The sequence below is a fragment of the Anaeromyxobacter terrae genome (assembly GCF_022690685.1).
Taxonomy (GTDB): Bacteria; Myxococcota; Myxococcia; order Myxococcales; family Anaeromyxobacteraceae; genus Anaeromyxobacter; species Anaeromyxobacter terrae.
Map to the genome: position 1 here is coordinate 1 of NZ_JALCYY010000004.1, position 24,977 is coordinate 24,977.

Consider the following 24,977-nt stretch of genomic DNA (forward strand, 5'->3'; position numbering starts at 1 on the left):
CCGGCGCGCGAGCCGCTGCAGGCCGCTCGCGCGCCACGCCCAGAGGAGGAGCGCCGCGGCGCGCAGCCGCGCGGGGCGCGGGAACAGCGCGAAGACGCCGGCGCGGTGCAGCCGGTCCGCCGGCGTGCGCCTGAGCTCGCGCTCCACCCGGAAGCGCGCGGCCTCGATGACGTGGTCGTAGCGCACGCCCGAGGGGCACGCGGTCATGCACGCCATGCAGCCGAGGCAGCGGTCGAAGTGCTCGGCGACGATGGGCGACATCGCGACGCGGCCGTCCTCGAGCGCCCGGAAGAGGTCGATGCGGCCGCGCGGCGAGTCCATCTCCTCCTGCCAGCTCTGCCAGGTGGGGCAGACCGGCAGGCAGAAGCCGCAGTGGACGCAGTCGTCCGCGGGGCTCCGCGCGCGCGCCGGCTCGCCGCCGCTGCGGCTCGTCCCGCGGTCCTCGGCGGGGACGCCGCGCGCGTCGCGGGCGACGGTCCGCTGCGTGGCGATGCGCGCGTCGTCTGCCGTCGCCATCAGATCCCTCCCGCCAGCCGCCCGGGCGCGAGCCGCCCGTCCGGATCGAGCTCACGCTTCAGCCTGCGCATCACCTCGACCGCGGGCGGCGGGTCGCCCCACGGATCCGCGACGGCGCGCAGCGCCGCCGGCGCGGCGGCGAGCACGAGCGAGCCGTTCCCCGGCCGGAGCGCGGGGCGCGCCGCGGCGATGGCCCGCCCGGTCGCCTCGGCGCGCGAGAGCGTTCCCGCGACGAACGCGATCCCGAGCGCGGGGTGGAGCACGAGCGCCCCCGCGGCGAGCGTCGCGACGACGGGCTCGAGCGCCCGCACCGCGCCCTCGAGCGCGGCGGGCGGAAAGGCGGCCTTGGCCCGCACGTCGCCCGCGAGGCGGAGCGCGTCGTGCCGCGCCCAGAGCGCCGCCTCGTCGGCGCCCTCGATCCGCTCGCCCCGCGCGTCGAGGGCGAGGAGCCGCTCGGCCTGCTCGTGCACGCCCGGGCCGAACCCCTCGAAGCGGATCGCGAGCCGGAACCGGTCGCCCTCCTGCAGCGCCGCCATCGCGACCGGATCGAGCCGCGCGTCGAGCGCGGCGCGCGCGAGGGCGCGGACCTCCGCCGGAGCGAGGCCGGGGACGGCGACCGTGGCGGACGCCTCGGGCAGCGGATGGAGCCGGAAGACCACCTCGGCGAGGAGCCCGAGCGAGCCGAGCGAGCCGCAGAGGAGCCGCGGGAGGTCGAACCCCGCCACGTTCTTCACGACCTTGCCGCCGCCGCGCGCGACGACGCCGTCCGCCCGGACGATCGTCACCCCGATGACGAGGTCGCGCACCGTGCCGAAGCGCGTGCGGCGCGGGCCGAACGCGTTCGCGGCGACGACGCCGCCCACCGTCGCGCGCTCCGGATGCGGCGGGTCGAGCGCCAGCCGCTGCCCGTGCGGCGCGAGGTGGCGCTGGAGCGCCGCGACGGTCATGCCCGCCTCGACCGCGACGATCTGGTCGGCGGGGGCGTGCTCGCGGACGCGGTCGAGCCGCCTCGTGTGGAGCACCGCGTCGAGACGCGCCGGCGGCGCGCCGAGCTCGAGATCCGTGCCGCCTCCGACGAACGTCACCGCGGCCCGGTCGCGGGCGAGCGCGCGCATCGCGTCGGCCGCCTCGTCGAGCGAGGCGGGCTCGAGCGCCACCCGCGGGGAGAGGCCCAGGACGGCGTCGCCGTCCACCGGCGCGCGTACGCCGCTCACCAGCGCTCCGCGAGCCCGGCCACCTCCGCGGGGTGGGGGCGGTAGGGGCCGGGCTTCTCGCCGCAGAGGCGCGGCGTCGGGAAGACCTTGCCCGGGTTCATGAGCGCGGCGCCGTCGAAGGCGCAGCGGACGCGCTGCATCGTGTCGAGATCGTCCGGCCCGAACTGCTCCGCCATGTACGCCGCCTTCTCGGCGCCGACGCCGTGCTCGCCGGTGATCGAGCCCCCGTAGCGGATGCACAGGCGCAGGATCTCGCCGCCGAGCCGGGCCGCGCGCTCCTCCTCGCCCGGCACGCGCGCGTCGTAGAGCACGAGCGGGTGGAGGTTCCCGTCCCCGGCGTGGAAGACGTTCGCGACCCGGAGCCCCGCCTCGTCGGCGAGGCGCGCGATGTCGCGGAGCACGCGCGCGATCTCGGAGCGCGGGATGACACCGTCCTCGACGAGGTAGCTCGGGCTGATGCGGCCCACCGCCGCGAACGCCGACTTGCGCCCCTTCCACATGAGCTGCCGCTCCGCCTCGTCGCGCGGCACGCGGACCTCGAGCGCACCCGCCGCGCGCGCGATCTCGATGGCCCGCGCCGAGACGTGCTCGACCTCTGCGCGCGGCCCGTCCGCGTCCATGAGCAGCGCCGCGCCCACGTCGGGCCAGTCGAGCCCGGTCGCGGCCTTGGCCGCCACGATCGCGAGCCGGTCCATCATCTCGATCGCCGCGGGGAGGATGCCCGCCGCGATGATGCCGGAGACCGCCGCGCCCGCCTCGTCGGTGGAGGGGAAGGTCGCGAAGAAGGTCCGCGTGGTCTCGGGCTTGCGCAGGAGCCGCACCGTGACCTCGGTGACGACCCCGAGCATCCCCTCGCTCCCGACGAGCGCGGCGAGCAGGTCGTAGCCCGGCGCGTCCGGCGCCGGGCCGCCGAGGTCGACGACGGCGCCGTCGGAGAGGACGACCCGGGCGGCGAGCACGTGGTTCGTCGTGAAGCCGTACTTGAGGCAGTGGGCGCCGCCGGAGTTCTCGGCGACGTTGCCGCCGATCGAGCAGACGCTCTGCGACGAGGGATCGGGCGCGTAGTAGAAGCCGTCGCCGGCCACCGCGCGCGTGACGTCGAGGTTGATGACCCCGGGCTCCACGCGCGCCCAGCCGTTCTCGAGGTCGAGCGCGAGGATGCGCCGCATGCGCGAGAGCGAGACGACCGCGCAGCCCGGCACCGGACGGGCCCCGCCGGACAGGCCGGTCCCCGCGCCCCGTGGCACGAGGGGTACGTTCGCGTCGCGCGCCACCCGGACGACCGCCGCGACCTCCTCGGTCGAGCCCGGGAGCACGACGAGCTCGGGGCACACGCGCCCGTGGGTCAGGCCGTCGCACTCGTACACGAGCAGCTCCGCGGGATCGACGACGACGTTCCGCGGCCCCACGATCCCGGCGAGCTGGCGAGCGAGGGACCGTGCGCCGACGCCTTCCCGTCGGGCCGCCTCCCCCGCTGCGCTCCGGGCAGTCACGGGTCGAGCGCCTCCGGGAGCCAGGGCACGATCGCCGTGGCCCCCTTCAGGCAAACCCCCGCCATCGCGACGGGCGGCGACAGGAACGCGGTCTTGAGGTTCACCGACACGAGCAGGACGGGGAAGCAGCGGGTCGTTCGCGAAGTGGCCGAAGGAGCGGGATGAGGATCGGCATGTAAGGTGACGACGATCTCGGTCCATTCCAGGGGCCACCCCAGGAGGAAGGGGGGAAGAAGACGACCTCGGAACCGGGCATGGGCTGAAGCCCGCGTCGCGCCGCGCGCCTCCCAGCGGCGACACGCTGTGTCAATCGTCGACCCAACCGGTCGGACCCGCCCGCGACCCGGCGGAAGAAGTCGAGCGCATCCATCGTTCAGCGAGAGTCCGGGCTGGCGCGGGTTCCGCCGGCCTTGAACCGGAGTGCCTTACACGCGGCGTTTTGCCACGCGGCCAGTAGGCTCGGCCTGGTGGCGCCCGCCCCCGCGAAGGAGTGGCGTGATAGTTTCCGGCCACATGCTCCGCACCCGCTTCCTCGCCCGGGCGATCGCGGCCGCGCTGCTCATCTCGGCGGCGTGCGGCACCCGCGAAGCCGCGTCGCCCCCCTCCCCCACGACGCCCGGGACGCCGACGAGCGACGGGACCCAGGGCGCGGTGAGCCCGGTCGGAGGGAACGTCACCGCGCGCGGCGGCGGGCTCGTCGTCGCGGTCCCGGCGGGCGCGATCGCGTCGCCCATCGACATCACCATCACCGAGATCACGAACCACGCGCCGAACGGCACGGGCTCGGCCTACCGGCTCGGACCGGAGGGAACGAAGTTCTCCGCGCCCGTCGCGCTCATCTTCCGCGTCGATCCCGACGTGTCCGTCTTCGACCTCGCCGTCGCGACCCAGGATCCCTCCGGCTTCTGGGTCCGGGTCCCCGGCGTCCGGCGCGATCCGGTCGCGCACACCGTCGTCGCGACCACCACGCACTTCAGCGACTGGGCGCTCATCCCCGCCCCCTCCGATCGCGACCTCTCGGGCGTGTTCCAGATCTCCTCGACTCGCGACGGCGTCGTGGCGCACGGGATCTCGCGCCTCTACTTCGAGAGCGGCGACTCGAGCTCGAACTACTACCTCCAGTCCGGCCGGATCACCGTCGACTCGCCCATCTCCATCCCGGGCGCCACCTGCACCCCCACCGCGGCGACGCAGGACGTCGGGCCGAACATCGCCGAGATCCTCTCGAACCCGACCCGCTTCCGCTGGGGCGCGAGCGGGGTCTGGGACACCGCCTGCACCACGGACACCGGCACGCAGGTGCCGGGTTTCTCGTACGTCGTCTTCGACAACGTCGGCATCAACTATCTCCAGTGCGCGCGGGCCTACCTCGCGCCGCCCGTGATCCAGACGGACAAGGTCCTCGGCCAGTACCGCATCGACTGCGGGACCCAGGGCACCATCGACGCCGACTGGCACTTCGAGCGCTGCGTGCCGGGAGAGGTCTGCCAGTCCACGAACATCTGCAAGACCGCCGCGATCAGCTGCGACTCGGGCCTCCCGCTCTGCGTCGAGAACGGCAACGTCACGAACGGCACGTACTGCGGGACGAACCTGGTCTGCGGCGACGGCGTGTGCAACGCGTGCACGGTCGGCGAGGCGTGCACGCCCACCAACGTCTGCCACGTGGGCGGGATCACCTGCGACACCGGCTTCAAGGTGTGCACCGACACCGGCACGTCGCTCGCGAACGGCACGACCTGCGGCACGAACCAGGTCTGCTTCACCGGGACCTGCGTCGCCTGCACCGCCGGTGTGACCTGCGCGACGAACCCCAACAAGTGCGTTGCCGGAACGACCTCCTGCGCGACCGGGCAGGAGGTGTGCGTCGACACGGCCACGCCCATCGCCGCCGGTACCTCCTGCGGTACGAACCAGGTCTGCACCGGCACCGGCACCTGCATCGCGTGCACGGCGGGCGTGGCCTGCTCCACGAACGCGAACAAGTGCGTCGCGGGAACGACCTCGTGCGCCACGGGCGCGGAGACGTGCGAGAACACCGCGACGAACATCGCCAACGGCACGACCTGCGACGTGAACCCGAGCGTCCCCGAGGTCTGCTACAACGGCACCTGCTCCGCCTGCACCGCCGGCACCGCCTGCGCGACGAACCCCAACAAGTGCGTCGCCGGCACGACGTCCTGCGCCACCGGCCAGGAGCTCTGCGTCGACACGACCACGCCGATCGCAAACGGCACGACCTGCGACGTGAACCCGAGCGTCCCCGAGGTGTGCCTCAACGGTACGTGCAACGCCTGCACGGCCGGGGGCACCTGCTCTACGAACGCGAACCCGTGCGTCGCGGGCACGTTCTCCTGCGCCACCGGCCAGCAGACCTGCGAGAACACGGCGACGAGCATCGCAGCCGGCACGACCTGCGGCGTGAACCAGGTCTGCAACGGCACCGGCACCTGCATCGCCTGCACGGCCGCGCTGTCCTGCTCCACGAACCCGAACAACTGCGTGGCGGGCACGACCTCCTGCTCCACGGGCGCCCAGACCTGCGTGAACACGGCGACGAACCTGCCGGACGGCACCGTGTGCGGCACCAACCAGGTCTGCAACGGCGGGACCTGCTCCGCCTGCACCGCTGGCACCGCCTGCTCGACGAACCCCAACAAGTGCGTCGCGGGCGTGTCCGACTGCTCCACCGGCACCGAGCGGTGCATCGACACGACGACGATCATCGCGAACGGCACGACCTGCGACGTGAACCCGAGCGTCCCCGAGGTCTGCTTCAACGGGACGTGCAGCGCCTGCACGGCGGGCCTCGCCTGCGCGACGAACCCGGGCGCCGCGTGCCTCACGGGCGTCACCTCCTGCTCGACCGGCACCGAGACCTGCGTCGACTCGACGCCCAAGCCGAACGGCACGAGCTGCGGGTCGAACCTGGTCTGCAACGGCGGGGCGTGCCTCGCCTGCACCGCGGGCCTGTCCTGCTCGACGAACCCGAACGCCGCCTGCCTGACGGGCGTGACGTCCTGCTCGACCGGCACCGAGACCTGCATCGACTCGACGCCCAAGCCGAACGGCACCACCTGCGGCACGAACCTGGTCTGTAGCGGCGGCACGTGCTCCGCCTGCACCGCCGGCACCGCCTGCGTCGGGAATCCGGATCCCGCCTGCCACGACGGCGTCACCTCCTGCTCGACCGGCACCGAGGCCTGCGTCGACGGCGCGGCGAAGGCGAACGGCACCGCCTGCGGAACGGACCTGGTGTGCAGCGGCGGCGTCTGCTCCGCCTGCACGGCGAACCTCGCCTGCACGACGAACCCGGACACGGCCTGTCACGACGGCGTCACCTCGTGCGCCACCGGCACCCAGACCTGCATCGACGGCGCCGCGAAGACGAACGGCACCACGTGCGGCACGAACCTGGTCTGCAATGGCGGGGCGTGCAGCGCCTGCACGGCGAACGCGGCCTGCACCGCCAACCCGGACGCGGCCTGCCACGACGGCGTCACCTCCTGCTCGACCGGCACCCAGACCTGCCTCGACTCGACGGCGAAGCCGAACGGGACGAGCTGCGGCCTGAACCAGGTCTGCAACGGCGGCGCCTGCACCACCTGTACCGGGGGCCTCTCCTGCACGAACCCGGGCTCGTGCTTCCTCGGCACGACGTCGTGCTCGACCGGCTCGCAGACGTGCGTCGACACCGCGACGCCCGCGCCGAACGGCACCACCTGCGGCACGAACCAGGTCTGCAACGCGGGGACGTGCACCGCCTGCACGGCCGGAACCGCCTGCTCGACGAACTCGAACCCCTGCGTCACCGGCCTCACCTCCTGCTCGTCGGGCGTGCAGACCTGCGAGAACACCTCGACGGCCGTCACGAATGGCACCTCCTGCGGCACGAACCTCGTCTGCAGCGCCGGCGCCTGCTCCGCCTGCACCGCCGGCACCGCCTGCACCACGAACCCGGGCGCCGCCTGCCTCAACGGCGTGACGTCCTGCTCGACCGGGGCCGAGGTCTGCGTCGACTCGACGCCGAAGGGCGACGGGACGAGCTGCGGGACGAACATGGTCTGCTCGGGCGGCGTGTGCGGCTCCTGCACCGCGGGGCTCGACTGCGCGACGAACCCGAGCACGTGCCTCGGCGGGACGACCTCCTGCTCGACCGGCACCCAGGCGTGCCTCGACGATCCGCTGAAGCCGAAGACGAACGGGACGGCCTGCGGGACGAACCAGGTCTGCAGCGGCGGCGTGTGCTCCGCCTGCACCGCCGGGCTCTCCTGCTCCGGGAACCCTGACCCGTGCCTCGCCGGCACGACCTCCTGCTCGAGCGGGACCTCGACCTGCGTCAACTCGACGACGGTGCTCGCGAACGGCACGAGCTGCGGGACGAACCTCTTCTGCAGCGCCGGCGTCTGCTCGCCCTGCACGGCGGGCGTCGCCTGCACGACGAACCCCGATCCGTGCCACACCGGCACGACCTCCTGCTCCACCGGGACGTCCACCTGTGTGGATACGGCGACGGCGGAGCCGAACGGCACGCTCTGCGGGACGAACCTCGTCTGTAACGGCGGCGCCTGCTCGGCCTGCACCGCGAACCAGGCCTGCTCGACGAACTCCGACCGGTGCCGGGCCGGCACCACCTCGTGCACGACCGGCACGCAGACCTGCGAGAACTCGGCGACGGTCCTCGCGAACGGCACGACCTGCGGCGTGAACGAGGTGTGCAACGGAGGCGTCTGCTCGACCTGCACCGCGAACCTGCCGTGCACCACGAACCCGAACCCGTGCCTCGACGGCACCACCTCCTGCACGAGCGGCACCCAGACCTGCGTCGACACGGCGACGCCGAAGTCGAACGGCACGACCTGCGGGACGAACCTCGTCTGCAACGCCGGCACCTGCAGCTCCTGCGTCGCCGGCACGGACTGCACGCCCGCGGGCGCCTGCGTCGTGTCCCAGACCTCGTGCTCGACCGGCACCCAGACCTGTGTCGCGACGACCACCCCGCTCGCGAACGGCACGACCTGCGGCGCGAACCAGGTCTGCAACGGCGGGACTTGCACCGCGTGCACCGCGGGGGCGGCCTGCGCGACGAATACGAACAAGTGCGCCGCCGGGACGACCTCGTGCTCGACCGGCACCCAGACCTGCGAGAACACGACGACGAACCTCGCGAACGGCACGAGCTGCGGCACGAACCAGGTCTGCGACGCGGGCGCCTGCGTGGCCTGCGCGGCGGGCGGCGCGTGCTCGACGAACCCGAACCCCTGCGTGGACGGCGTCGAGTCCTGCTCCACGGGCTCCCTCACCTGCGCCGACACGACCACCGTGAAGGCGAACGGCAGCTCGTGCGGCACGAACCAGGTGTGCAACGGCGGGAGCTGCGTCGCTTGCACCGCGGGCGCCGCCTGCACCACCAACCCGAACATCTGCGTCGCGGGCGTCACCTCCTGCGCGACGGGCGCGCAGGTTTGCGACAACGGCACGGTCGCGGCGAACGAGGGCGCCACTTGCGGCACGGACCTCGTCTGCCGGTCGGGATCGTGCATCCGCGTCGTCAGCGGCACGCGGCTCGTCACGCGCTGGACGACGGGCCTCGGCTGCTCGACGGCGGCGCCCTGTCAGACGACCACGGTCGCGCCGGACGTCGTCTCGCTCACCGCGCAGGTGGAGGCGATCGGGCCGGACGGCACGCGCTACCCCGGCTCGTTCTCGCCGTCGGGCTCCTTCTCGATCTCGGGCGTTCCCCCGGGCGCGTACACCCTCGCGTTCACGGACGGCGCCGGCGTCACGCACTTCTACGAGACCTCCGCGAGCACCGTCGACCTCGGCTACGACGTCCTCGGCCGCGAGGCCACCGCCGCGAGCGCCCCGACGCCGGTCACCATCTCGGTCTCCGGGCTCTCCGGCTGGATCGACAGCGACGACGTGCAGCTCGCCGCGCCCGACGTGGACGCGTGGGACGCGCCGATCACCGGCGCGGAGATCCTCGCCGGCGAGGTGGGCGGCAGCGTCGTGGAGGACTGGTCGGCGAGCTCGATCGGGCGGGCGCTGAACCTCGTCGGCGGGACGGACGCGGTCTGGGTGCACCAGCTCTCGACCTCGACGGTGACGAGCGGGGTCCGCGCGTTCGCCTACCAGGCGGTGACCCGCTATGCCGCGACGACGTTCGGCGCCGACATGACGAGCGGGGTCGCCGCGAGCCTCACCGCGCCGCTCGGCACGACGACGCAGACCGGGACGCTCACCATCGACTGGCGCACGAGCCAGTTCGAGGGGCTCCTCGCGTCGATGGGCCCCGGCGCCCAGCCCGCCTCGAACCCGCACGCGCTCGTCGTCCGTGCGCACCCCTACGCGCTCTCGAGCCCGGCCCCGGTCGCCGCCGGCGGCGCGCTCGAGCTCTTCCGTCTCGTCCAGCCGGCCGCCACCGCGGACGTGGATCTGACCGCGCTCACTCCGCCGATCGTCTACGGCCGGTATCTGGACTCTGCGCTCTGGTCGGAGTCGCGAGCGGCCACGTTCACGGCCCGCGTGAGCTACACCGCGCCGGGCGCCGTCACCGCGCTCGACGCGCTCGCGACCATCGCGCGGCGCGAGCCGATGCTGCCCGCGCCCCCGTCGCCGATCGTGCCGGCGGTCGGCCCCGTCCAGGCGCCGCTCGTGAACGGGCTCGACGCCCTCGGCCCGCTCGGCGCCGTCGGCACGACCCCGACGATCGCCTGGTCCGCCCCGACGGTGGGTGCGCCCTCGAGCTACGGCGTCACCCTGCGCGAGCTGTACGCCGCGGGGACCGCGAGCGCGACGCGGGCGGTCGCGACCTGGGCCGTCACGGGCCGCTCGATCACGCTGCCGGCGGGCCTCGTCGTCGCCGGCAAGACGTACTACGTCGAGATCACCGCGTACGCGCGTACGCCGGAGCAGCTCGACACCGCGCCCAACCGGTCCTCCAACGTGGGCAGCGACGCGACGACGCTGACCTCCACGTTCACGCCCTGAGCGACGGGGCAGTTCGCGAGCAGCCCCCGGTGAGATCATGCGGCCGCAGGCCGCGTGCCCTCTCCGGGCCGACGTCCGCACGGGGGCTCGCCCGGACGTCCGCCCTGCTCCCACCTTGGCTCCATGCCGTGGGAGCTCCTCCTCGCCGCCGCGTGTCTGTCCTCGGCCCTCGTCTGGGCCTCCCTCGCGGCGCGACGGGCGGGGGTGGTCCGCGGCCTCGCCCTTCACTCCTTGTTCGGGGGTGCGGCGGCGTTCGGGTTCGCCGTGATCGCCTACGACCTCCTGGACGGGGTGGGCGCGCGGGTCCAGTGGGAGCGGCTCGCCGGGGCCGATCTCGCCGAGGCCGCGCCGCTCGCGGGCCTGATCGGCCTCGTCGAGGAGGGCGCGAAGCTCGCGGGGCTGCTCCTCGTCGTGGAGCGGGGGTGGCGGACGCGGACCGTGATGGGCGCGGCGGTCGGCGTCTCGGCCGGGTTCGCGGCGCTCGAGGCGCTCACGACGCTCCAGGGCTGGGACTCGCCGGTCGCGCTCGCGCGCGTGGCGCTCGGCCCCGCCGCGCACGCGATGCTCGCGCTCCCCATCGGCCTCGGCGTCGCTGCCGTCGCGCGTGGCGGGCGGGGCGCGTGGGGCTCCCTCGCGGGCGGGCTCGCCCTGTCCGCGGCGCTCCACGCCGCGGGAGACCTCAGCCTCGCCTCCGGCGCCGGGAAGCTCGGCTACGGCGCGGCGCTCCTCGCCGCGCCGCTCTGGCTCTTCCTCCGCACGCGCCTCCCGGCGCGCGGCGTCGAGGCGCCGGTCGCGGTGGCACGCCAGAGCGCCGTCCGCCCGTAGCTCACATGCCCGCGGCCACGTACGCCGCGACCTCTCGCCAGACGCGCTCGAACTGCTGCCGGTCGAAGCCGCTGCCGCTCGTGAGCCAGTCGAAGTGCGGCGGCACGTGCGTCGGGTGGTGGAAGTGGCCGATGACGTCGAGGTGATCGGCCCACGCCGCGTGGATGACGTCGCCCCAGACCTGGCTCAGGGTCGGGACCATCCCGTCGTTCGCGCGCGCGTCGGTGCGCCACCCGTACGCGCGGCGCAGGGTGGCCGCCTGCGCGCGGGTGAGCCGCGGCTGGTGCGCGACGGGCGTGCGGGACGCGACGCGGTAGAGCGCCACGTAGACGGCGTGCGTCGTCTGCGCGTACGGGTTCAGGCCGGCGCCGATGGCCGAGCGGAGCCCCGGCGGCCGCGCGCGCGTCACCACGCAGCCGTAGCGCACGCCGGGGCGGTCGTGCGTCGCAGCGTTGAACACGTCCATCGAGCCGGGGGTGATCTGGCCGACCAGATCCTGGTCCTTTCCGAGGCTCGAGAAGAACGACTCGATCTCCTCGCGGCGATCGCGCGAGAAGTCGGCGAGGAGCTCCTTCAGGAGCTGGTCGACGAGGCTGCCCGGCGCCGCGTCGCGACGCCGGAGGAGACGGGCGACGCGCAGGCCGAGGCCGATGGGGAGCCGGCCGGCCCGGATGACGTAGATCGTCAGGACCGACAGGAGCCGCAGCAGCTGCTGGCCGAGGAGGTTGTTGAAGAGGTGCGCGACCGGCGTGCCGTGGTGCGGGGCGGAGACGGTCACGACCGTGCGGACCGCACGCGCGCAGCGCTCGACGTCGAGGGGCGACGGGAGCGACACGTCGGGCGTGACCACGAGGCGCGCGTCGAGGCCGCCGCTCGAGTGGCCGATCACGCTGACGGCGCCCCCCTTCTCGTCGAGGAGCTCGTCGATGCTCTCCACGAGCCGCGCCGCGCGGATCCGCAGTGACGCGGTGGGGATCGTCCGCACGACCCGGACCTCGCCGCGGATGCCGAGCGCGGGCCCGATCTCGGACAGGTACTCGCGGACGTGGCCGAAGTAGGCGAAGTCGCCGAGGCTCGCGAACCCGAAGAAGCCTGGGACGAGGAGGAGGTGGTGCGGCCCGCTCACCTGGGAAATCTAGCCGCCCTCGCGCGCGCCACCGGCTTCCCAGGCGTGGCGCGACGCGGGAACGAGGGATGCGGGGCCCCGATCGAGCCACGCGCTCGTCACGCGCAGAGACACCGGCGAGGTCGCGCAGCGTCTCCGCGCGACGCGGCCCGTGATCAGACGAGCACGTCGCGCAGCGAGGCGTCGCGGTCGAAGACCGCCCGCGCGTACGGACAGATCGGCACGATGCGCGTTCCGCTCGCGCGGGCCCAGGTCACGGCCGCGTCCACGAGCTTCCGCGCGACGCCCTGCCCCCGCAGCACGTCGGACACCTCGGTGTGCTCGATCACGGCTCGACCGCCGCCCTCGCCCGCGTACGTCAGCTCCGCCACGCGCCGCCCGCCCTGCTCGACGTAGAACGCGCCGCGGCCGCCCTGCTCCTCGTGCCGCACGTCGAGCCCGCCCGCCTCGAGGTTCGTGTCGCTCATGGTCGTTGAGCGTAAGGAGCGATCCCGGCGGACGCACGCCGGGATCGGGGACACTGGCGAGCGGCCCGACCTCGACCTCGACCGCGACGGACCGAGAGGCCGTTCATCCCGTGCGCCGCGACGCCGCGCCCGCGGCGGAGCGACGTCGAAGGCCCCCAACTGCCCTTCCCCGATTCGCGGGACGGCCCGGAATGTGACGGCGACCCACCCCCCGGGTATCATCCGCCCTACACCTGCAGCGGAGGTGTTCCAACGTGCGCAGCGATGGGGGCACCGCAGCGGACGGACTCGTGGAGGCGCTGTTCGAGCAGGCCGCCATCGGCCTCTGCCTCGTGAGCGCCGCGGGGAAGGTCCTCCGGACCAACCCCGAGTGGCTCCGCGTCACCGGCCACCTCTCCGACGAGGCGCTCGGGCGCGAGGTGGCGGAGCTCCTCCCCTGGGACCGCGCGCTCACGCGCGCGCTGAGCGAGCCGCTCGCCGCGGGCGAGCGGCGCGAGCTGCCGCGACGGCCGCGGATCGTGAACGGACGCGAGGCGTGGTGGGAGGGGCGCGTCACCGCGGTCCCGCTCGAGGGCGGCCTCGGCCGGCTCCTGGCGCTGCGCGACGTCACCGCCGAGGCTGCGCCCGGGCCCGGGCTCGAGGGCGGCGCCCGCTACCGCCGCCTCTTCGACGAGCTGCGCGAGCACGTCTTCGTCTACACGGTGGTCCGCGACGGCGCGGGCCGGATCGTCGACTGGGTGCTCTCCGACGCGAACCGCGAGGCGCTCCGGCTCCTCGGCGCGCCGCTCCACGAGGTCGCCGGCCGGCGCGCGACGGAGCTCTTCGGCGCGGAGGCGATCGCGGACGACCTCGACGCCTCTCGCGAGGTGATGGCGAGCGGCTGTGGCCGCACCTTCGAGCGCCGCTTCGCGTGGGACGGTCGCCACTACCTGACGTCGATCTTCCCGCTCGACCACTGGCACCTCGTCGAGGCCGGCGTCGACACCACGGAGCGCGTCGCCGCCGAGGAGGCGCTCCGGGCGGAGGACCGGCGCAAGAGCGAGTTCATCGCGATGCTCTCTCACGAGCTGCGCAACCCGCTCGCCCCGGTGCGCACCGCGCTCGCCGTCCTCGATCGCGCCACGCCGGGGGGACCCGAGGCGATCCGCGCGCGCGAGGTGGTCCGCCGGCAGACCGATCACCTCGCGCGCCTCGTGGACGACCTCCTCGACGTGACGCGCGTCGCGCACGGGAAGATCCAGCTCCGGCGGGAGCGCGTCGATCTCGCCGCGCTCGCGCGCCAGACCGCCGACGATCACGCGGACCTGCTCGCGGCGCAGGGCGTCGCGCTGCGGATCGAGGGAGGCGGCGCGTCCCTCCACGTCGACGGCGACCCGACGCGCCTCGCGCAGGTGATCGGGAACCTCCTCGCGAACGCCGAGAAGTTCACCCACGGCGGCGGCAGCGTGACGGTGGCGCTGCGGCAGGAGGCGGACCGGGCGCTCCTGTCCATCTCCGACGACGGCGAGGGCATCGACCCGGCGCTCCTGCCGCGCCTGTTCGCCCCGTTCGTGCAGGCGGACGCCGGGCTCGACCGCGCGCGCGGCGGGCTCGGGCTCGGGCTCTACCTCGTGCGATCCCTCGTGGAGCTGCACGGCGGCTCGGTCGAGGTCACGAGCGGCGGGGCGGGCCGCGGCGCGGAGTTCACCCTCGCGCTGCCGCTCGCGGCCCAGGACGCCCCCGCGCCGGAGGCGCCCCGGGACCCGCTCGCCCTGGGCCAGCCGCGGCGCGTGCTCGTCATCGAGGACAACGCCGACGCCGCCGAGATGCTGCGCGATCTGCTCTCCGGGGCGGCGCACGAGGTCGAGATCGCGCCCGACGGGCGCGCGGGCGTGGCGCTCGCTCGCGCGACCCGGCCCGACCTCGTCCTCTGCGACATCGGCCTCCCGCTCATGGACGGCTACGAGGTCGCCCGCGCCCTGCGCGGCGACCCGGAGCTCGCCACGACCCTCCTCGTCGCCCTCTCCGGCTACGCGCTGCCGGACGACGTCGAGAAGGCGGCGCGCGCCGGGTTCGACCGGCACCTCGCGAAGCCGGTCTCGCTCGAGGAGCTCGGCGCGGTCCTCGCCGCCTCCGCGCGCGGCGTCTGAGCCCGACACGCCCGACCGCTCGCCCCCTCCAGGCGGGTGACGCGCGCGGAGAGGCGCCCCAGCCGGAAATCGGTTAAACCGGGGGCCCGAACCGTTCGAGGGTCCCCATGAACGCCGCCTTCACCGACCACCTCCGTTCGCAGCTCCGCCAGCTCGAGGCCGACGGCCTGCTCAAGCGCGAGCGGATCATCACCACGCCGCAGGGCGCCTGGGTCGAGGCGGACGGGCGGCGCGTCGTGAACCTCTGCGCCAACAACTACCTCGGCCTCGCCGGCCGGCCCGAGCTCGTGAAGGCCGCCCAGGAGGCGCTGCCGCGCCACGGCTTCGGCCTCTCGTCGGTCCGGTTCATCTGCGGCACCCAGGACGTCCACAAGGAGCTCGAGGCGCGCATCGCCCGGTTCCTCGGGTTCGAGGACGCGATCCTGTTCTCGTCCTGCTTCGACGCGAACGGCGGCGTGTTCGAGGCGCTGCTCGGCGAGGAGGACGCGGTCGTCTCGGACGCGCTCAACCACGCCTCCATCATCGACGGCATCCGCTTGTGCAAGGCGCGCCGCTACCGCTACGCGAACGGCGACATGGCCGATCTCGAGGCGAAGCTCGCCGAGGCGGACGCCGGGGGCGCGCGCTTCAAGCTCGTCGTCACCGACGGCGTCTTCTCGATGGACGGGTACCTCGCGAAGCTGCCGGCCATCTGCGAGGCCGCCGAGCGGCACGGCGCGCTCGTCATGGTGGACGACAGCCACGCCGTGGGGTTCATCGGCGAGAAGGGCCGCGGCACGCCCGAGCACTTCGGGGTGATGGGCCGGGTGGACCTCGTCACGGGCACGCTGGGCAAGGCGCTCGGCGGCGCGTCGGGCGGCTACGTGGCGGGCTCGCGCGAGGTGGTGGAGTGGCTCCGGCAGAAGGCGCGGCCCTACCTCTTCTCGAACACGCTCGCGCCGGTGATCGCGGCGGTGAGCCTCGAGGTCCTCGACCTCGTCGAGCAGAGCGACGACCTCCGCCGGCGGCTCCGCGAGAACGCGGCGTACTTCCGCGCCGAGCTGACGAAGCTCGGGTTCGAGCTCCTCCCGGGCGAGCACCCGATCATCCCGGTGATGCTGCACGAGGCGCCGCTGGCGCAGGAGTTCGCGCGGCGGCTCCTCGACGAGGGGGTGTACGCGATCGGCTTCTTCTTCCCGGTCGTCCCGAAGGGCCAGGCGCGCATCCGCACGCAGATGAGCGCCGCGCACTCGCGGGAGGACCTCGACTTCGCCGTGGCCGCCTTCTCCAAGGTCGGGCGCGCGCTCGGCGTCATCCGCTGACAGGCAACGAGGGCAGACATCGATGAAGGCGCTGATGAAGTCGGAGCGGGCCGAGGGCATCTGGATGGTGCGGGACGCGCCCGTCCCGGAGGTCGGCGTCCACGACGTGCGCATCCGCGTCCGGAAGAGCGCGATCTGCGGGACCGACGTCCACATCTACAACTGGGACGAGTGGAGCCAGCGGACGGTCCCGGTGCCGATGATCGTCGGGCACGAGTACGTGGGCGTGGTGGACGCCGTGGGCGCAGAGATCGAGGCCTTCAAGCCGGGAGACCGTGTCTCCGGCGAGGGGCACGTCACCTGCGGGTTCTGCCGGAACTGCCGCGCCGGCCGGCGCCACCTCTGCCGCCACACGGTCGGCGTCGGCGTGAACCGGCCCGGCTCGTTCGCCGAGTACCTCGTGATCCCGGCGAGCAACGTGTACCGGATCCCGGACGACATCCCGGACGACGTGGCCTCGATCTTCGATCCCTACGGCAACGCCACCCACACCGCGCTCTCGTTCGATCTCGTCGGCGAGGACGTGCTCGTCACGGGCGCGGGCCCCATCGGCGTGATGGCGGTCGCGATCGCGCGCCACGTCGGCGCCCGCCACGTCGTCGTCACCGACGTGAACGACTACCGGCTCGACCTCGCGCGGAAGATGGGCGCGACGCGCGCGGTGAACGTCGCGCGCGAGGATCTGCGCGGCGTGATGAAGGACCTGGGGATGAAGGAGGGGTTCGACGTCGGGCTCGAGATGAGCGGCAACGGTCGCGCGTTCCGGCAGATGCTCGACGTCATGAACCACGGCGCCAAGCTCGCGCTCCTCGGGATCATGCCGGGGGAGGAGGCGATCGACTGGAGCCAGGTCGTCTTCAAGGGCCTCCTCCTGAAGGGCATCTACGGCCGGGAGATGTACGAGACCTGGTACAAGATGGTCGCGATGCTCCAGAGCGGGCTCGACATCTCGCCCGTCGTCACGCACCGCTTCCCGATCGACGAGTTCCAGCGCGGCTTCGACGTGATGCGGAGCGGCCAGTCCGGCAAGGTCGTGCTGGACTGGGGGACGTAGAAGAGGAGCGCCGCAGGCGCGAGGACGCCTGCCGCAGGCCCGGTGCCGTTCGCCGAGGCGGTCAGCCTGCGAGCGGGTCCTCGCCCTCGGACCACGACGGCAGCACGCGGTCCTCGAGCTGGAAGTTCTCGCCGTCGTGCTCGGTATACACGACGTAGACGCTGCGCTTCGGCACGCGCCAGGTCCGCTCGAGCTCGTCCATGATCGCGAGGGCGAGCCGACGCTTCTGATCGGCGGTCCGCCCGCGCCGGATGTCCGCGTCGAGGAAGGCGATGCCCCTCTCCGGCTGCTCCGCGCGCCCGAACACGAGGTCGTCCCGGCCGTAGGAGCGGAGCGTGATGCCGATGTGATCGGTGCCGGTGTCCATGACCCTCGCGAAGTGGCCGACGACGGCCTCCGCGAAGCGCCGCTTCTCCTCGGCGGTGGGTGCGAAGTTCAGGTCGAAGGAGAGGTGGGGCATCGGCGCGCTCCGGGGAGAGGGAAGACCGCGCCGGATCGAGTAACGGAGCGCGCGCCCGGCGCGACGGCCCGGGCGGGAGCGGAGTCCAGACCGTACGCCGCAGGCGCCGAGGCGGGCACCCGCAGCGACGCGCGCCGAGGCGCTCATCTTGTTCGAGCCGCGCACAGCGGCGCCTGGCAGTGCGCCGCAGGCGCAAGGAGCGAGGACGCCCGCCGCTGGCCCGGTATCGTTCGCCGAGCTAGGTGAAGGCGTCGATCCCCGTCGCCGCCCTCCCCAGCGCCAGCGTGTGCACGTCGTGGGTCCCCTCGTACGTGTAGACGGACTCCAGGTTGGCCATGTGCCGCATGGGCGGGTGATCGTCCACGATGCCGGCCGCGCCCAGGATCTCGCGGCAGGTGCGCGCCGCGTCGCGCGCCATCCGCACGTTCGCGCGCTTCGCCATCGAGATCTGCGCGGCGGTCGCGCCGCCCTGGTCCTCGAGCTCGCCGAGGCGGAGCGCGAGGAGCTGGCCCTTCACGATCCCCTCCCACACGTCCACGAGCTTCTCCTGCACGAGCTGGAACGACGCGATCGGACGTGCGAACTGGATCCGCTCCCGCGCGTAGGCGCGCGCCGACTCGAAGCAGGCGATCGCCGCGCCCACCGCGCCCCACGCGATCCCGTAGCGCGCCTTCGAGAGGCACGAGAGCGGCGCGCGGAGCCCGAGCCCCTCGGTCCCCGGCAGCACGTTCTCGGCGGGGACGCGCACGCCGTCGAGGTGCAGCTCCGAGGTGACCGACGCGCGCAGGGAGAGCTTGCCCTCGACGTCTCGCGCGGTGAACCCGGGCGTCCCCTTCTCCACGAGGAAGCCGCGGATCGCGCGGGCGTCCGGGCCGCCCACCTTGGCCCAGATCACCGCCACGTCGGCGAGGCTGCCGTTCGTGATCCAGGCCTTCGCGCCGTCGAGGACGTACGCGTCGCCGTCGCGCACGGCGCGGGTGCGGAGCCCGCCCGGATCGGAGCCGAAGTCCGGCTCGGTCAGGCCGAAGCAGCCGATGAGCTCGCCCCGCGCCATCGGCGGCAGGAAGCGGGCGCGCTGCGCCTCCGAGCCGTACGCGTGGATGGGGTACATGCAGAGCGCGCCCTGCACCGACGCGAAGCTGCGCAGCGCCGAGTCGCCGCGCTCGAGCTCCTGCATCGCCGCGCCATAGGCGATCGCCGAGGCGCCCGCGCAGCCGTAGCCCTCGAGCGTCATCCCGAAGATCCCGAGCGCGCCCATCTCGGGCACGAGCTCGAGGGGGAAGGTCCCGGCGCGGAAGTGGCGCTGCACGAGCGGGAGGAACCTCTCGTCCACGAAGCGGCCGACGGCGCGGCGGACGAGTCGCTCCTCGTCAGACAGCCGGTCCTGCACCTGGAACAGATCGACGGGGGCGGGTGTTGCGATCTTCATCCCGCTAGCTTGCGGAGAGCCCGCCGCGCCGGTCAAGCGCGGCGTCCCTAGAGGACGGGACCCGCGAGCACCCGGTCGCGGGCGGGGGGAGACGGCCCGGCCGTGTCCCGGTTATCCTCGCCGTTTCATGTCCTCGGATCTCGACAGCGCCGCGTGCGACCAGAGCTCCGGGCCCATGGCCCTCCCCGACGCGCGCCGCGCCCCGCCGGAGCAGGTCCTCCGCGAGATCGAGCTCGCGCGCCGGAGCCCCGTCGTGACGGCGGTGCTCGACGCCGCCGACGGCGCGGTCTTCGTGGTCAACGCGCAGCGCCAGATCGTCGCGGCGAACGATCGCGGCCAGCTCGCCGGTGACGCCGCGGCGCTCGCGGGCCTCCGGATGGGCGAGGCGCTCGGCTGCGTGAACGCGCGCGCGGCGGGGGACTGCGGCGCGTCGCCCGCGTGCCGGCAGTGCGGGGCGCTCACCGCCATGCTGTGCTCCCAGCGCGAGGCGCGCTCGCTCGAGGCGGAGTGTCTCTTGCGCAGCGAGCTGCCGGGCCGGGCCGCCCTCGAGCTCAACGTCCGCGCGACGCCGCTCCAGGTGGAGGGCCACCGCTTCACCGCGATGTCCCTGCGCGACGTCTCCGCCGAGAAGCGGCGCGACGCGCTCGAGCAGCTCTTCCTGCACGACGTCCTCAACACCGTCGCCGGGCTCCGCGGCTGGGCGGCGCGGGTCAGGCGCGGCACCGTGCAGCCCGCCGCCGCCTTCGAGCGGATGGACCAGCTGACCGGCCAGCTCGAGCGCGAGATCCGCGATCACCGCGCCCTCCTGCTCGCCGAGCGCCGCCTGCTCGTCCTCGAGCCCGCGCCCGTTCGCGCCTCGGACCTGCTCGCCGAGCTCGAGGCGGTGTTCTCGTCGCACGCGGCCGCGCGCGAGCGGCGGCTCGCGATCGCTCCCGCGCCCGCCGAGCTCGTCTTGCACACGGACGCGTCGCTCCTCCTCCGCGTCCTCGTGAACATGGTCATGAACGGGCTCGAGGCGAGCCCCTCCGGCGGCGAGGTCCGGGTCGCGTGCGGGGCAGCGGGCGGCGAGGCCACGCTGAAGGTGCACAACGCCGGCGTCATCCCGCCCGAGGTGCAGGCGCGGATCTTCCAGCGCTCGTTCAGCACCAAGGCCGCGCGCGGCCGCGGCCTCGGGACCTACGGCATGAAGCTCCTCGGCGAGCAGGTCCTCGGCGGCGAGGTTTCGTTCAGCTCGGATCCGGAGCGCGGGACGGTGTTCGCGATCCGGCTGCCGCTCCGGCGGTAGCCGGCGGCTACCGCGCCCCCGAGCGCCTGCCCTGCGCGCGCGCGTCGGCCGTGCCGCGCACGGGCACCTCGGGAGCCCAGCCCGCCGGGACCGCGATCTCGCTCCCCATCACCTCGATCCGCTCGCCGCCCATGCGCAGGCTCACGGTGCCCACGAGCTGCCAGTCGAGCGCGAGCGTGAGCGCGTCTCCCTGCGCGCGCCCGGTGCCGGAGCCGAGCGTCGCCTCCACGCGCCCCCGAACGTCCTCCTCGTCGAGGGCGAGCGCGCAGCGCTGTCCCGGGGCGAACGTGAGCTCGCCCTGCTCGCCGGCGCGGGCGGAGAGCTCGCAGGTCTTGCCCCGCGCGGAGAGCTTGACCCGGACGCGCCCCGCCGAGGCCGGGGCGAGCACCGCCCGTGCGTCCTCGCGGACCTCGCGATCCAGCACGCCCCCGGCGTGGACACGCACGGTGGCGGCGACGCGGTACTCGCCGGCCGGCGGCGCCGCCGCCGCGAAGGCCGGGAGGGCCGCACAGAGGGCGGCGACGACGAGAGGCTCGAGGGACGTGCTCCGCATGGTTCACCTCACCGTGCACCGCTCCGTGCACCCGCGCGCCCCTCGACCGCCGCCTCGCTGCGCCGCCGGGCCGCACCGGGCGAGGTGGCGTACCTGGCGGGACGCTCCTGTGCGAGAATCGCACGTCCGGACCCGCCGGTCCGCAAATGAGGAGGAAGTCCGTTGAACAAGAACACCGTCATCGCGCTGCTCGTCGGCGTGCTCGCCGGCCTCATCATCGGCTACTCGGTCGGCTCGAGCATGGGGGGCGGGAGCTCGCGCCCGCCGGTCGTCGCCGCGCCCGCCGGCGCGCCCGCGCCGGCCGGCATGCCCGGCGCTCCGGGAGGCGTGAACGCCCAGCAGCGGATCGCCATGCTCCAGCAGGCCGTCGCGCAGGACCCCAAGAACGTCCAGGCCTGGTCGCAGCTCGGGAACGACTACTTCGACACGAACCAGCCGCAGAAGGCGGTCGAGGCCTACGCCCACGTGCTCGAGGCGCAGCCCAACAACTCGGACGTCCTCACCGATCAGGGCGTCATGTACCGGGCGCTGGGCCAGTTCGACAAGGCGGTCGAGAACTTCAAGAAGGCGAACGAGGCGAACCCGCGCCACCTGCAGAGCCTCTTCAACCTCGGCGTCGTCTACGCGTACGACCTCAAGCAGCCGAAGAAGGCGATCGAGGCGTGGGAGAAGGTCGTCGCCACCGACCCGAGCAGCGGGCAGGCGATCCAGGCGCGCACCCAGCTCGAGCAGCTGAAGAGCGCGAAGTAGGCCCGAGCGCGCGCACGCGCTGGCGAGCGGGGCGGGCATCCGCGACAATCGCGGCATGCCCGTCTCCGCCCTGCTCGCCTCGGCCCTCGCCGCCGCGCCTGCGCTCCTCTCCCTCCAGGACCCCGGGTTCGAGGCGGGCGCGCCCGGCGCGCCGCCCCCGGCCTGGACCGTCCGCGCGAGCGAAGGGGCGCGCGTGGCCGTCACCGACGCCGTGCGCGCAGAGGGCACCCGCGCGCTCGCGATCACCGCTCCCGCCGCGGGCGCCGAGGTCACGGTCGCCTCCGCGCCCGTGCGGCTCGAGGTCGGCAAGCTCTACCGGTTGTCCGCCTGGGTGCGGACCCGCGGCGTGCGCGCCGATCCGCTCGCCCGCTACCCCACCGCGCTCGGCGCGTGCGTGGCGATGGCGAGCACCCCGTTCACCAACTGCTCGCCCCCGGCGGCCTCGAGCGGCGAGGGGCGGCTCTCGCTCCTGTTCTTCGCGCTCGCGCCCGAGGACCGCGTCGCGCTGCACCTCGGCCGGAACGGACGCGCCACCGGCGAGGCGGTGTTCGACGACGTGCGGCTCGAGCCGGTGGCCGACGTCACCGAGTACGTCCCGCTCGAGACCGTGCGCTGGGCGGGCAAGGGGTTCCGTTACGACGACGGCGGCTGGATCTTCGTCCACGTGGAGGGCGAGCCGTACGCCCGGGGGGCGCAGTACGGCGAGCTCGTCTCGGCCGAGATCGCGCGCTTCCTCGCGAAGGTCGCCACGCTGCACGACAAGGCCGACCCGGAGCGCGGCTGGAACGACCTCCGCCGGCTCACCGACGCGCTCATGCTCCGCAAGTACGACGCCGAGTACCTGGAGGAGATGAAGGGCATCGCCGATGGCGCCGCGAAGGCGGGAGCGCGCTGGAAGGGCCGCCCGCTCGACCTCCTCGACGTGGCGGCGCTCAACTCGGCAGTGGACCTCGGCCAGCTCGACGACGCGTTGCAGGTCTCGCGCACGCCGCTCAGCGGCCGGAGCTTCGTGAAGGCGGAGGACGAGACGGCGCAGGCGGAGGGCGATCGCTGCTCCTCGTTCGTCGCCACCCGCTCGGCGACGCGGAGCGGCCGCTTCGTCATGGGCCAGCTCTTCATGTGGAACGGCTACACCGGCGTGCACTGGGACGTGGTGCTCGACGTCCTGCCGGCGAAGGGCCACCGGCTCGTGATGCAGACCTTCCCCGGCGGGATCCACTCTGGGTCCGACTGGTACCTGAACGGCGCAGGGATCGTGATCGGCGAGACCACCGTGGGCCAGACGCCCTTCGCTCCGGACGGGACCCCGCAGTCGAACCGGATCCGCAAGGCGGCGCAGTACGGGTCGTCGATCGACGAGGTCGCCGCGCTGCTGCGCACCGGGAACAACGGGCTCTACTCGAACGACTGGACGATCGCGGACGCCAAGACGGACGAGGGCGCGTGCCTGCTCCTCGGGACGAGGACGAGCCGCCTCTGGCGCACCGGCGCGCGCGGGCGGCGCGGCGACACGCCCGGCGGGCTCCGCGACTTCGTGTGGGCCAACAACAACGCCCGCGATCCCGCGGTGAGGCGCGAGCTCACCCTCGGGCCCGGCGACGCCCCGGTGGACGTCAACTTCCCGGCCTGGAACCGCGACATCGCCTTCCAGGAGTTCTACCGCGAGCACGGCCGGGGCGGGATCGACCTGGAGGCGGGCGTGCGGCTCTGGGCATCGTCGCCCCTGAACCGTCCGCACGCGTGCGACGGCAAGCTCACCACCGCGGAGATGGCGGAGAAGCTCGTGTTCCTCGCCCACTACGGGAAGACGACCCTCCGCGAGAAGTGGGTGGGCGGGCGGTGGATCCCCGCCGACCTCCCGGACGCGATCCCGCACCTCACGCTCGGCTACACGGCCTTCAGCCCGATCGTCGTGGCGGACGGCCTCGCCCGCGCCCGCGCGGCGCGCGACGCCGCCCGCCCCGGGTCCGGCGCGGCGCCCGCGCCCGACGCGCGGCCGAAGCCGGAGCTCGCCGGGATCGCCCCGGCGCTCGCCTACGACCCGAAGCTGCTCTGGAAGGACACGGTGTTCCCCGCGACCGACGCGGACGCGTGGTTCACGAGCGGCTCGGCCGCGTACCACGCCCTGCTCGCGAAGCTCCCCGAGGAGCCCGCGAAGGCGCTCGAGGCGCTCCGCGGAGGCCTCGACGACCTGTCCGCGCGGCTCGCCTGGCTCACGCTGCGCGAGGGCGCGGCCGCCCCGGCCCGGCTCTCCCTCGCCTACGATCGCTACGGCCCGTACCAGATCCCGCGCATCCGCGGGACGTTCGCGCTGCACCAGCTGCGGCTCCTCCTCGGGAACGTGGCGTTCGCCAGGGGCATGCGCGCGGTGCACGAGCGCTACGCGGGGAGGCCGATGCGCACCGAGGACTTCCTGCGCACGTTCTCCGCCGCGGCGGGCCGCGACGTCGCTCCGTTCGTGAGACCGTGGATCGAGCGCGCGGATCTCCCGGACCCCGCGCTCTCCGCCGTGGCCACGCGCGCGGGCGAACGCTTCCGGCTCGTGGTGGAGGTCGCGCAGCGCGGGGACCCTTGGCCGTTCGTGTCCACGCTGGCGATCCGGGGCGAGAAGACGGTCCGGTACGAGCGGATCGAGATCCCCGCCGCCGCCTCCCAGAAGTTCACGTTCGAGCTCCCCGAGCGTCCGCTGCGCGTCGCCCTCGCGGGTGACGCCGCCGTGGGGCGCGACGATCCGTTCGTGCTCCCGAACCTCCTCGACGACTTCCCGGGCGCGCTCTTCGTGTGGGGCTCGTCTCGCCAGGTCGAGGCCGGCCACTCGCTCGCGATCGTCTGGCGCGACACCGTGGCGGACGCCTTCACCGAGGTCCTCCCGTCGCTGTCGCCGGACGCCGAGGTGTCGGACGCCGATCTCGCGGCGCACGACCTCGTGGTCCTCGGCGGCGTCGCCGACAACGCGCTCGTCGCGCGGCTCGCGCGCGAGGGCAAGCTGCCGTTCGAGGCCGGGCGCGGCTTCTTCCGGTGGGACGGGACGCTCCACGGGCGCGCCGACGAGGGGCTCGCGGTCGCCCTGCGGAACCCGTGGAACCCGCGGCGCGGGCTCTACGTGTACCTCGCGAACTCGCGCCTCCAGCTCTGGCAGATGACCCACGCCTGGCAGCGCGGGCTGCCCGGCTGGACGGTGTGGCGCGGCGGCGAGGTGGTGGAGCGCGGCCATCTCGGCACCGAGCGGCTCGACGTCGCGGTGAAGCTCGAGGACGCGGGCGCCGCGCCGTCGGCCGCGGCGCGCTGACGCGGCGGGCCCGGAGCCGGCGGAGGCCGGCCCGCATCACGCGAGGTGCGTGGCGGCCCCACCGGACACGAGCGTCGCTCGCCGCGACGCGCTATC

General features: G+C 74.1%; 16 protein-coding genes. 8 read left to right on the plus strand and 8 right to left on the minus strand.

Going from position 1 to position 24,977, the window contains the following annotated elements; translation table 11 throughout:
- From MNY62_RS02440 to MNY62_RS02450, 3 genes are all read right to left on the minus strand, one after another.
- Positions 1-516, minus strand: a 516-nt coding sequence (locus MNY62_RS02440) for a (Fe-S)-binding protein (protein ID WP_242342505.1), incomplete at its 3' end; no start/stop codon positions are given.
- The gene (locus MNY62_RS02445; RefSeq protein ID WP_242342506.1) at positions 516-1,730 is read right to left on the minus strand and encodes an FAD-binding oxidoreductase; all 1,215 of its coding nucleotides are present in this window, start codon (positions 1,728-1,730) and stop codon (positions 516-518) included. The genes MNY62_RS02440 and MNY62_RS02445, both read right to left, overlap by 1 nt.
- A complete protein-coding gene (locus MNY62_RS02450) occupies positions 1,727-3,223 on the minus strand; it encodes an FAD-linked oxidase C-terminal domain-containing protein (protein WP_242342507.1) in 1,497 nt (498 codons plus the stop codon). Before MNY62_RS02450 ends, MNY62_RS02445 begins: the two co-directional genes overlap by 4 nt.
- 513 nt (positions 3,224-3,736) lie before the next feature.
- Here MNY62_RS02450 and MNY62_RS02455 point away from each other — a divergent pair.
- Both MNY62_RS02455 and MNY62_RS02460 read left to right on the plus strand, forming a co-directional pair.
- Positions 3,737-10,213: a hypothetical protein gene (locus tag MNY62_RS02455; protein WP_242342508.1), complete on the plus strand. Its 6,477-nt coding sequence runs from the start codon at positions 3,737-3,739 to the stop codon at positions 10,211-10,213.
- A gap of 123 nt (positions 10,214-10,336) precedes the next feature.
- A complete protein-coding gene (locus MNY62_RS02460) occupies positions 10,337-11,038 on the plus strand; it encodes a PrsW family glutamic-type intramembrane protease (protein ID WP_242342509.1) in 702 nt (233 codons plus the stop codon).
- A gap of 1 nt (position 11,039) precedes the next feature.
- Here MNY62_RS02460 and MNY62_RS02465 read toward each other — a convergent pair whose 3' ends face one another.
- Both MNY62_RS02465 and MNY62_RS02470 read right to left on the minus strand, forming a co-directional pair.
- A complete protein-coding gene (locus MNY62_RS02465; protein ID WP_242342510.1) occupies positions 11,040-12,164 on the minus strand; it encodes an esterase/lipase family protein in 1,125 nt (374 codons plus the stop codon).
- Positions 12,165-12,319: 155 nt separating this feature from the next.
- Positions 12,320-12,631, minus strand: coding sequence for a GNAT family N-acetyltransferase (locus MNY62_RS02470; RefSeq protein ID WP_242342511.1), 312 nt, complete (start codon positions 12,629-12,631; stop codon positions 12,320-12,322).
- A 254-nt stretch (positions 12,632-12,885) separates the two neighbouring features.
- Here MNY62_RS02470 and MNY62_RS02475 point away from each other — a divergent pair, with 254 nt between their 5' ends.
- From MNY62_RS02475 to tdh, 3 genes are all read left to right on the plus strand, one after another.
- The gene (locus tag MNY62_RS02475) at positions 12,886-14,760 is read left to right on the plus strand and encodes a hybrid sensor histidine kinase/response regulator (protein WP_242342512.1); all 1,875 of its coding nucleotides are present in this window, start codon (positions 12,886-12,888) and stop codon (positions 14,758-14,760) included.
- A gap of 107 nt (positions 14,761-14,867) precedes the next feature.
- Positions 14,868-16,061, plus strand: a complete 1,194-nt coding sequence (locus MNY62_RS02480) for a glycine C-acetyltransferase (RefSeq protein WP_242342513.1) — start codon at positions 14,868-14,870, stop codon at positions 16,059-16,061.
- Positions 16,062-16,083: 22 nt separating this feature from the next.
- Complete coding sequence (tdh, locus tag MNY62_RS02485) at positions 16,084-17,115, plus strand: L-threonine 3-dehydrogenase (RefSeq protein WP_242342514.1); 1,032 nt, start codon at positions 16,084-16,086, stop codon at positions 17,113-17,115.
- Between the two features lie 61 nt (positions 17,116-17,176).
- Here the strand turns inward: tdh and MNY62_RS02490 are convergent, their stop codons facing one another.
- Both MNY62_RS02490 and MNY62_RS02495 read right to left on the minus strand, forming a co-directional pair.
- Entirely contained in the window at positions 17,177-17,575 is a 399-nt protein-coding gene (locus MNY62_RS02490) for a tautomerase family protein (protein ID WP_242342515.1), read from the minus strand.
- Between the two features lie 238 nt (positions 17,576-17,813).
- On the minus strand, positions 17,814-19,004 hold the full coding sequence (locus MNY62_RS02495) for an acyl-CoA dehydrogenase family protein (RefSeq protein ID WP_242342516.1): 1,191 nt from the start codon (positions 19,002-19,004) through the stop codon (positions 17,814-17,816).
- A 175-nt stretch (positions 19,005-19,179) separates the two neighbouring features.
- On the opposite strand from MNY62_RS02495, the gene MNY62_RS02500 reads away from it, so the two are divergent.
- Entirely contained in the window at positions 19,180-20,289 is a 1,110-nt protein-coding gene (locus MNY62_RS02500; RefSeq protein WP_242342517.1) for a sensor histidine kinase, read from the plus strand.
- A gap of 7 nt (positions 20,290-20,296) precedes the next feature.
- Here MNY62_RS02500 and MNY62_RS02505 read toward each other — a convergent pair whose 3' ends face one another.
- The gene (locus MNY62_RS02505) at positions 20,297-20,842 is read right to left on the minus strand and encodes a hypothetical protein (protein WP_242342518.1); all 546 of its coding nucleotides are present in this window, start codon (positions 20,840-20,842) and stop codon (positions 20,297-20,299) included.
- 162 nt (positions 20,843-21,004) lie between these two features.
- Between MNY62_RS02505 and MNY62_RS02510 the strand changes: the two genes are divergently transcribed.
- Together MNY62_RS02510 and MNY62_RS02515 are read left to right on the plus strand one after the other, a co-directional pair.
- Positions 21,005-21,592 carry a tetratricopeptide repeat protein gene (locus tag MNY62_RS02510; RefSeq protein ID WP_242342519.1) on the plus strand — a complete coding sequence of 196 codons (588 nt, stop codon included), beginning with the start codon at positions 21,005-21,007 and terminating at the stop codon, positions 21,590-21,592.
- A 55-nt stretch (positions 21,593-21,647) separates the two neighbouring features.
- Positions 21,648-24,881: a C45 family autoproteolytic acyltransferase/hydolase gene (locus MNY62_RS02515; protein ID WP_242342520.1), complete on the plus strand. Its 3,234-nt coding sequence runs from the start codon at positions 21,648-21,650 to the stop codon at positions 24,879-24,881.
- The last annotated feature ends 96 nt before the right edge of the window (positions 24,882-24,977 follow it).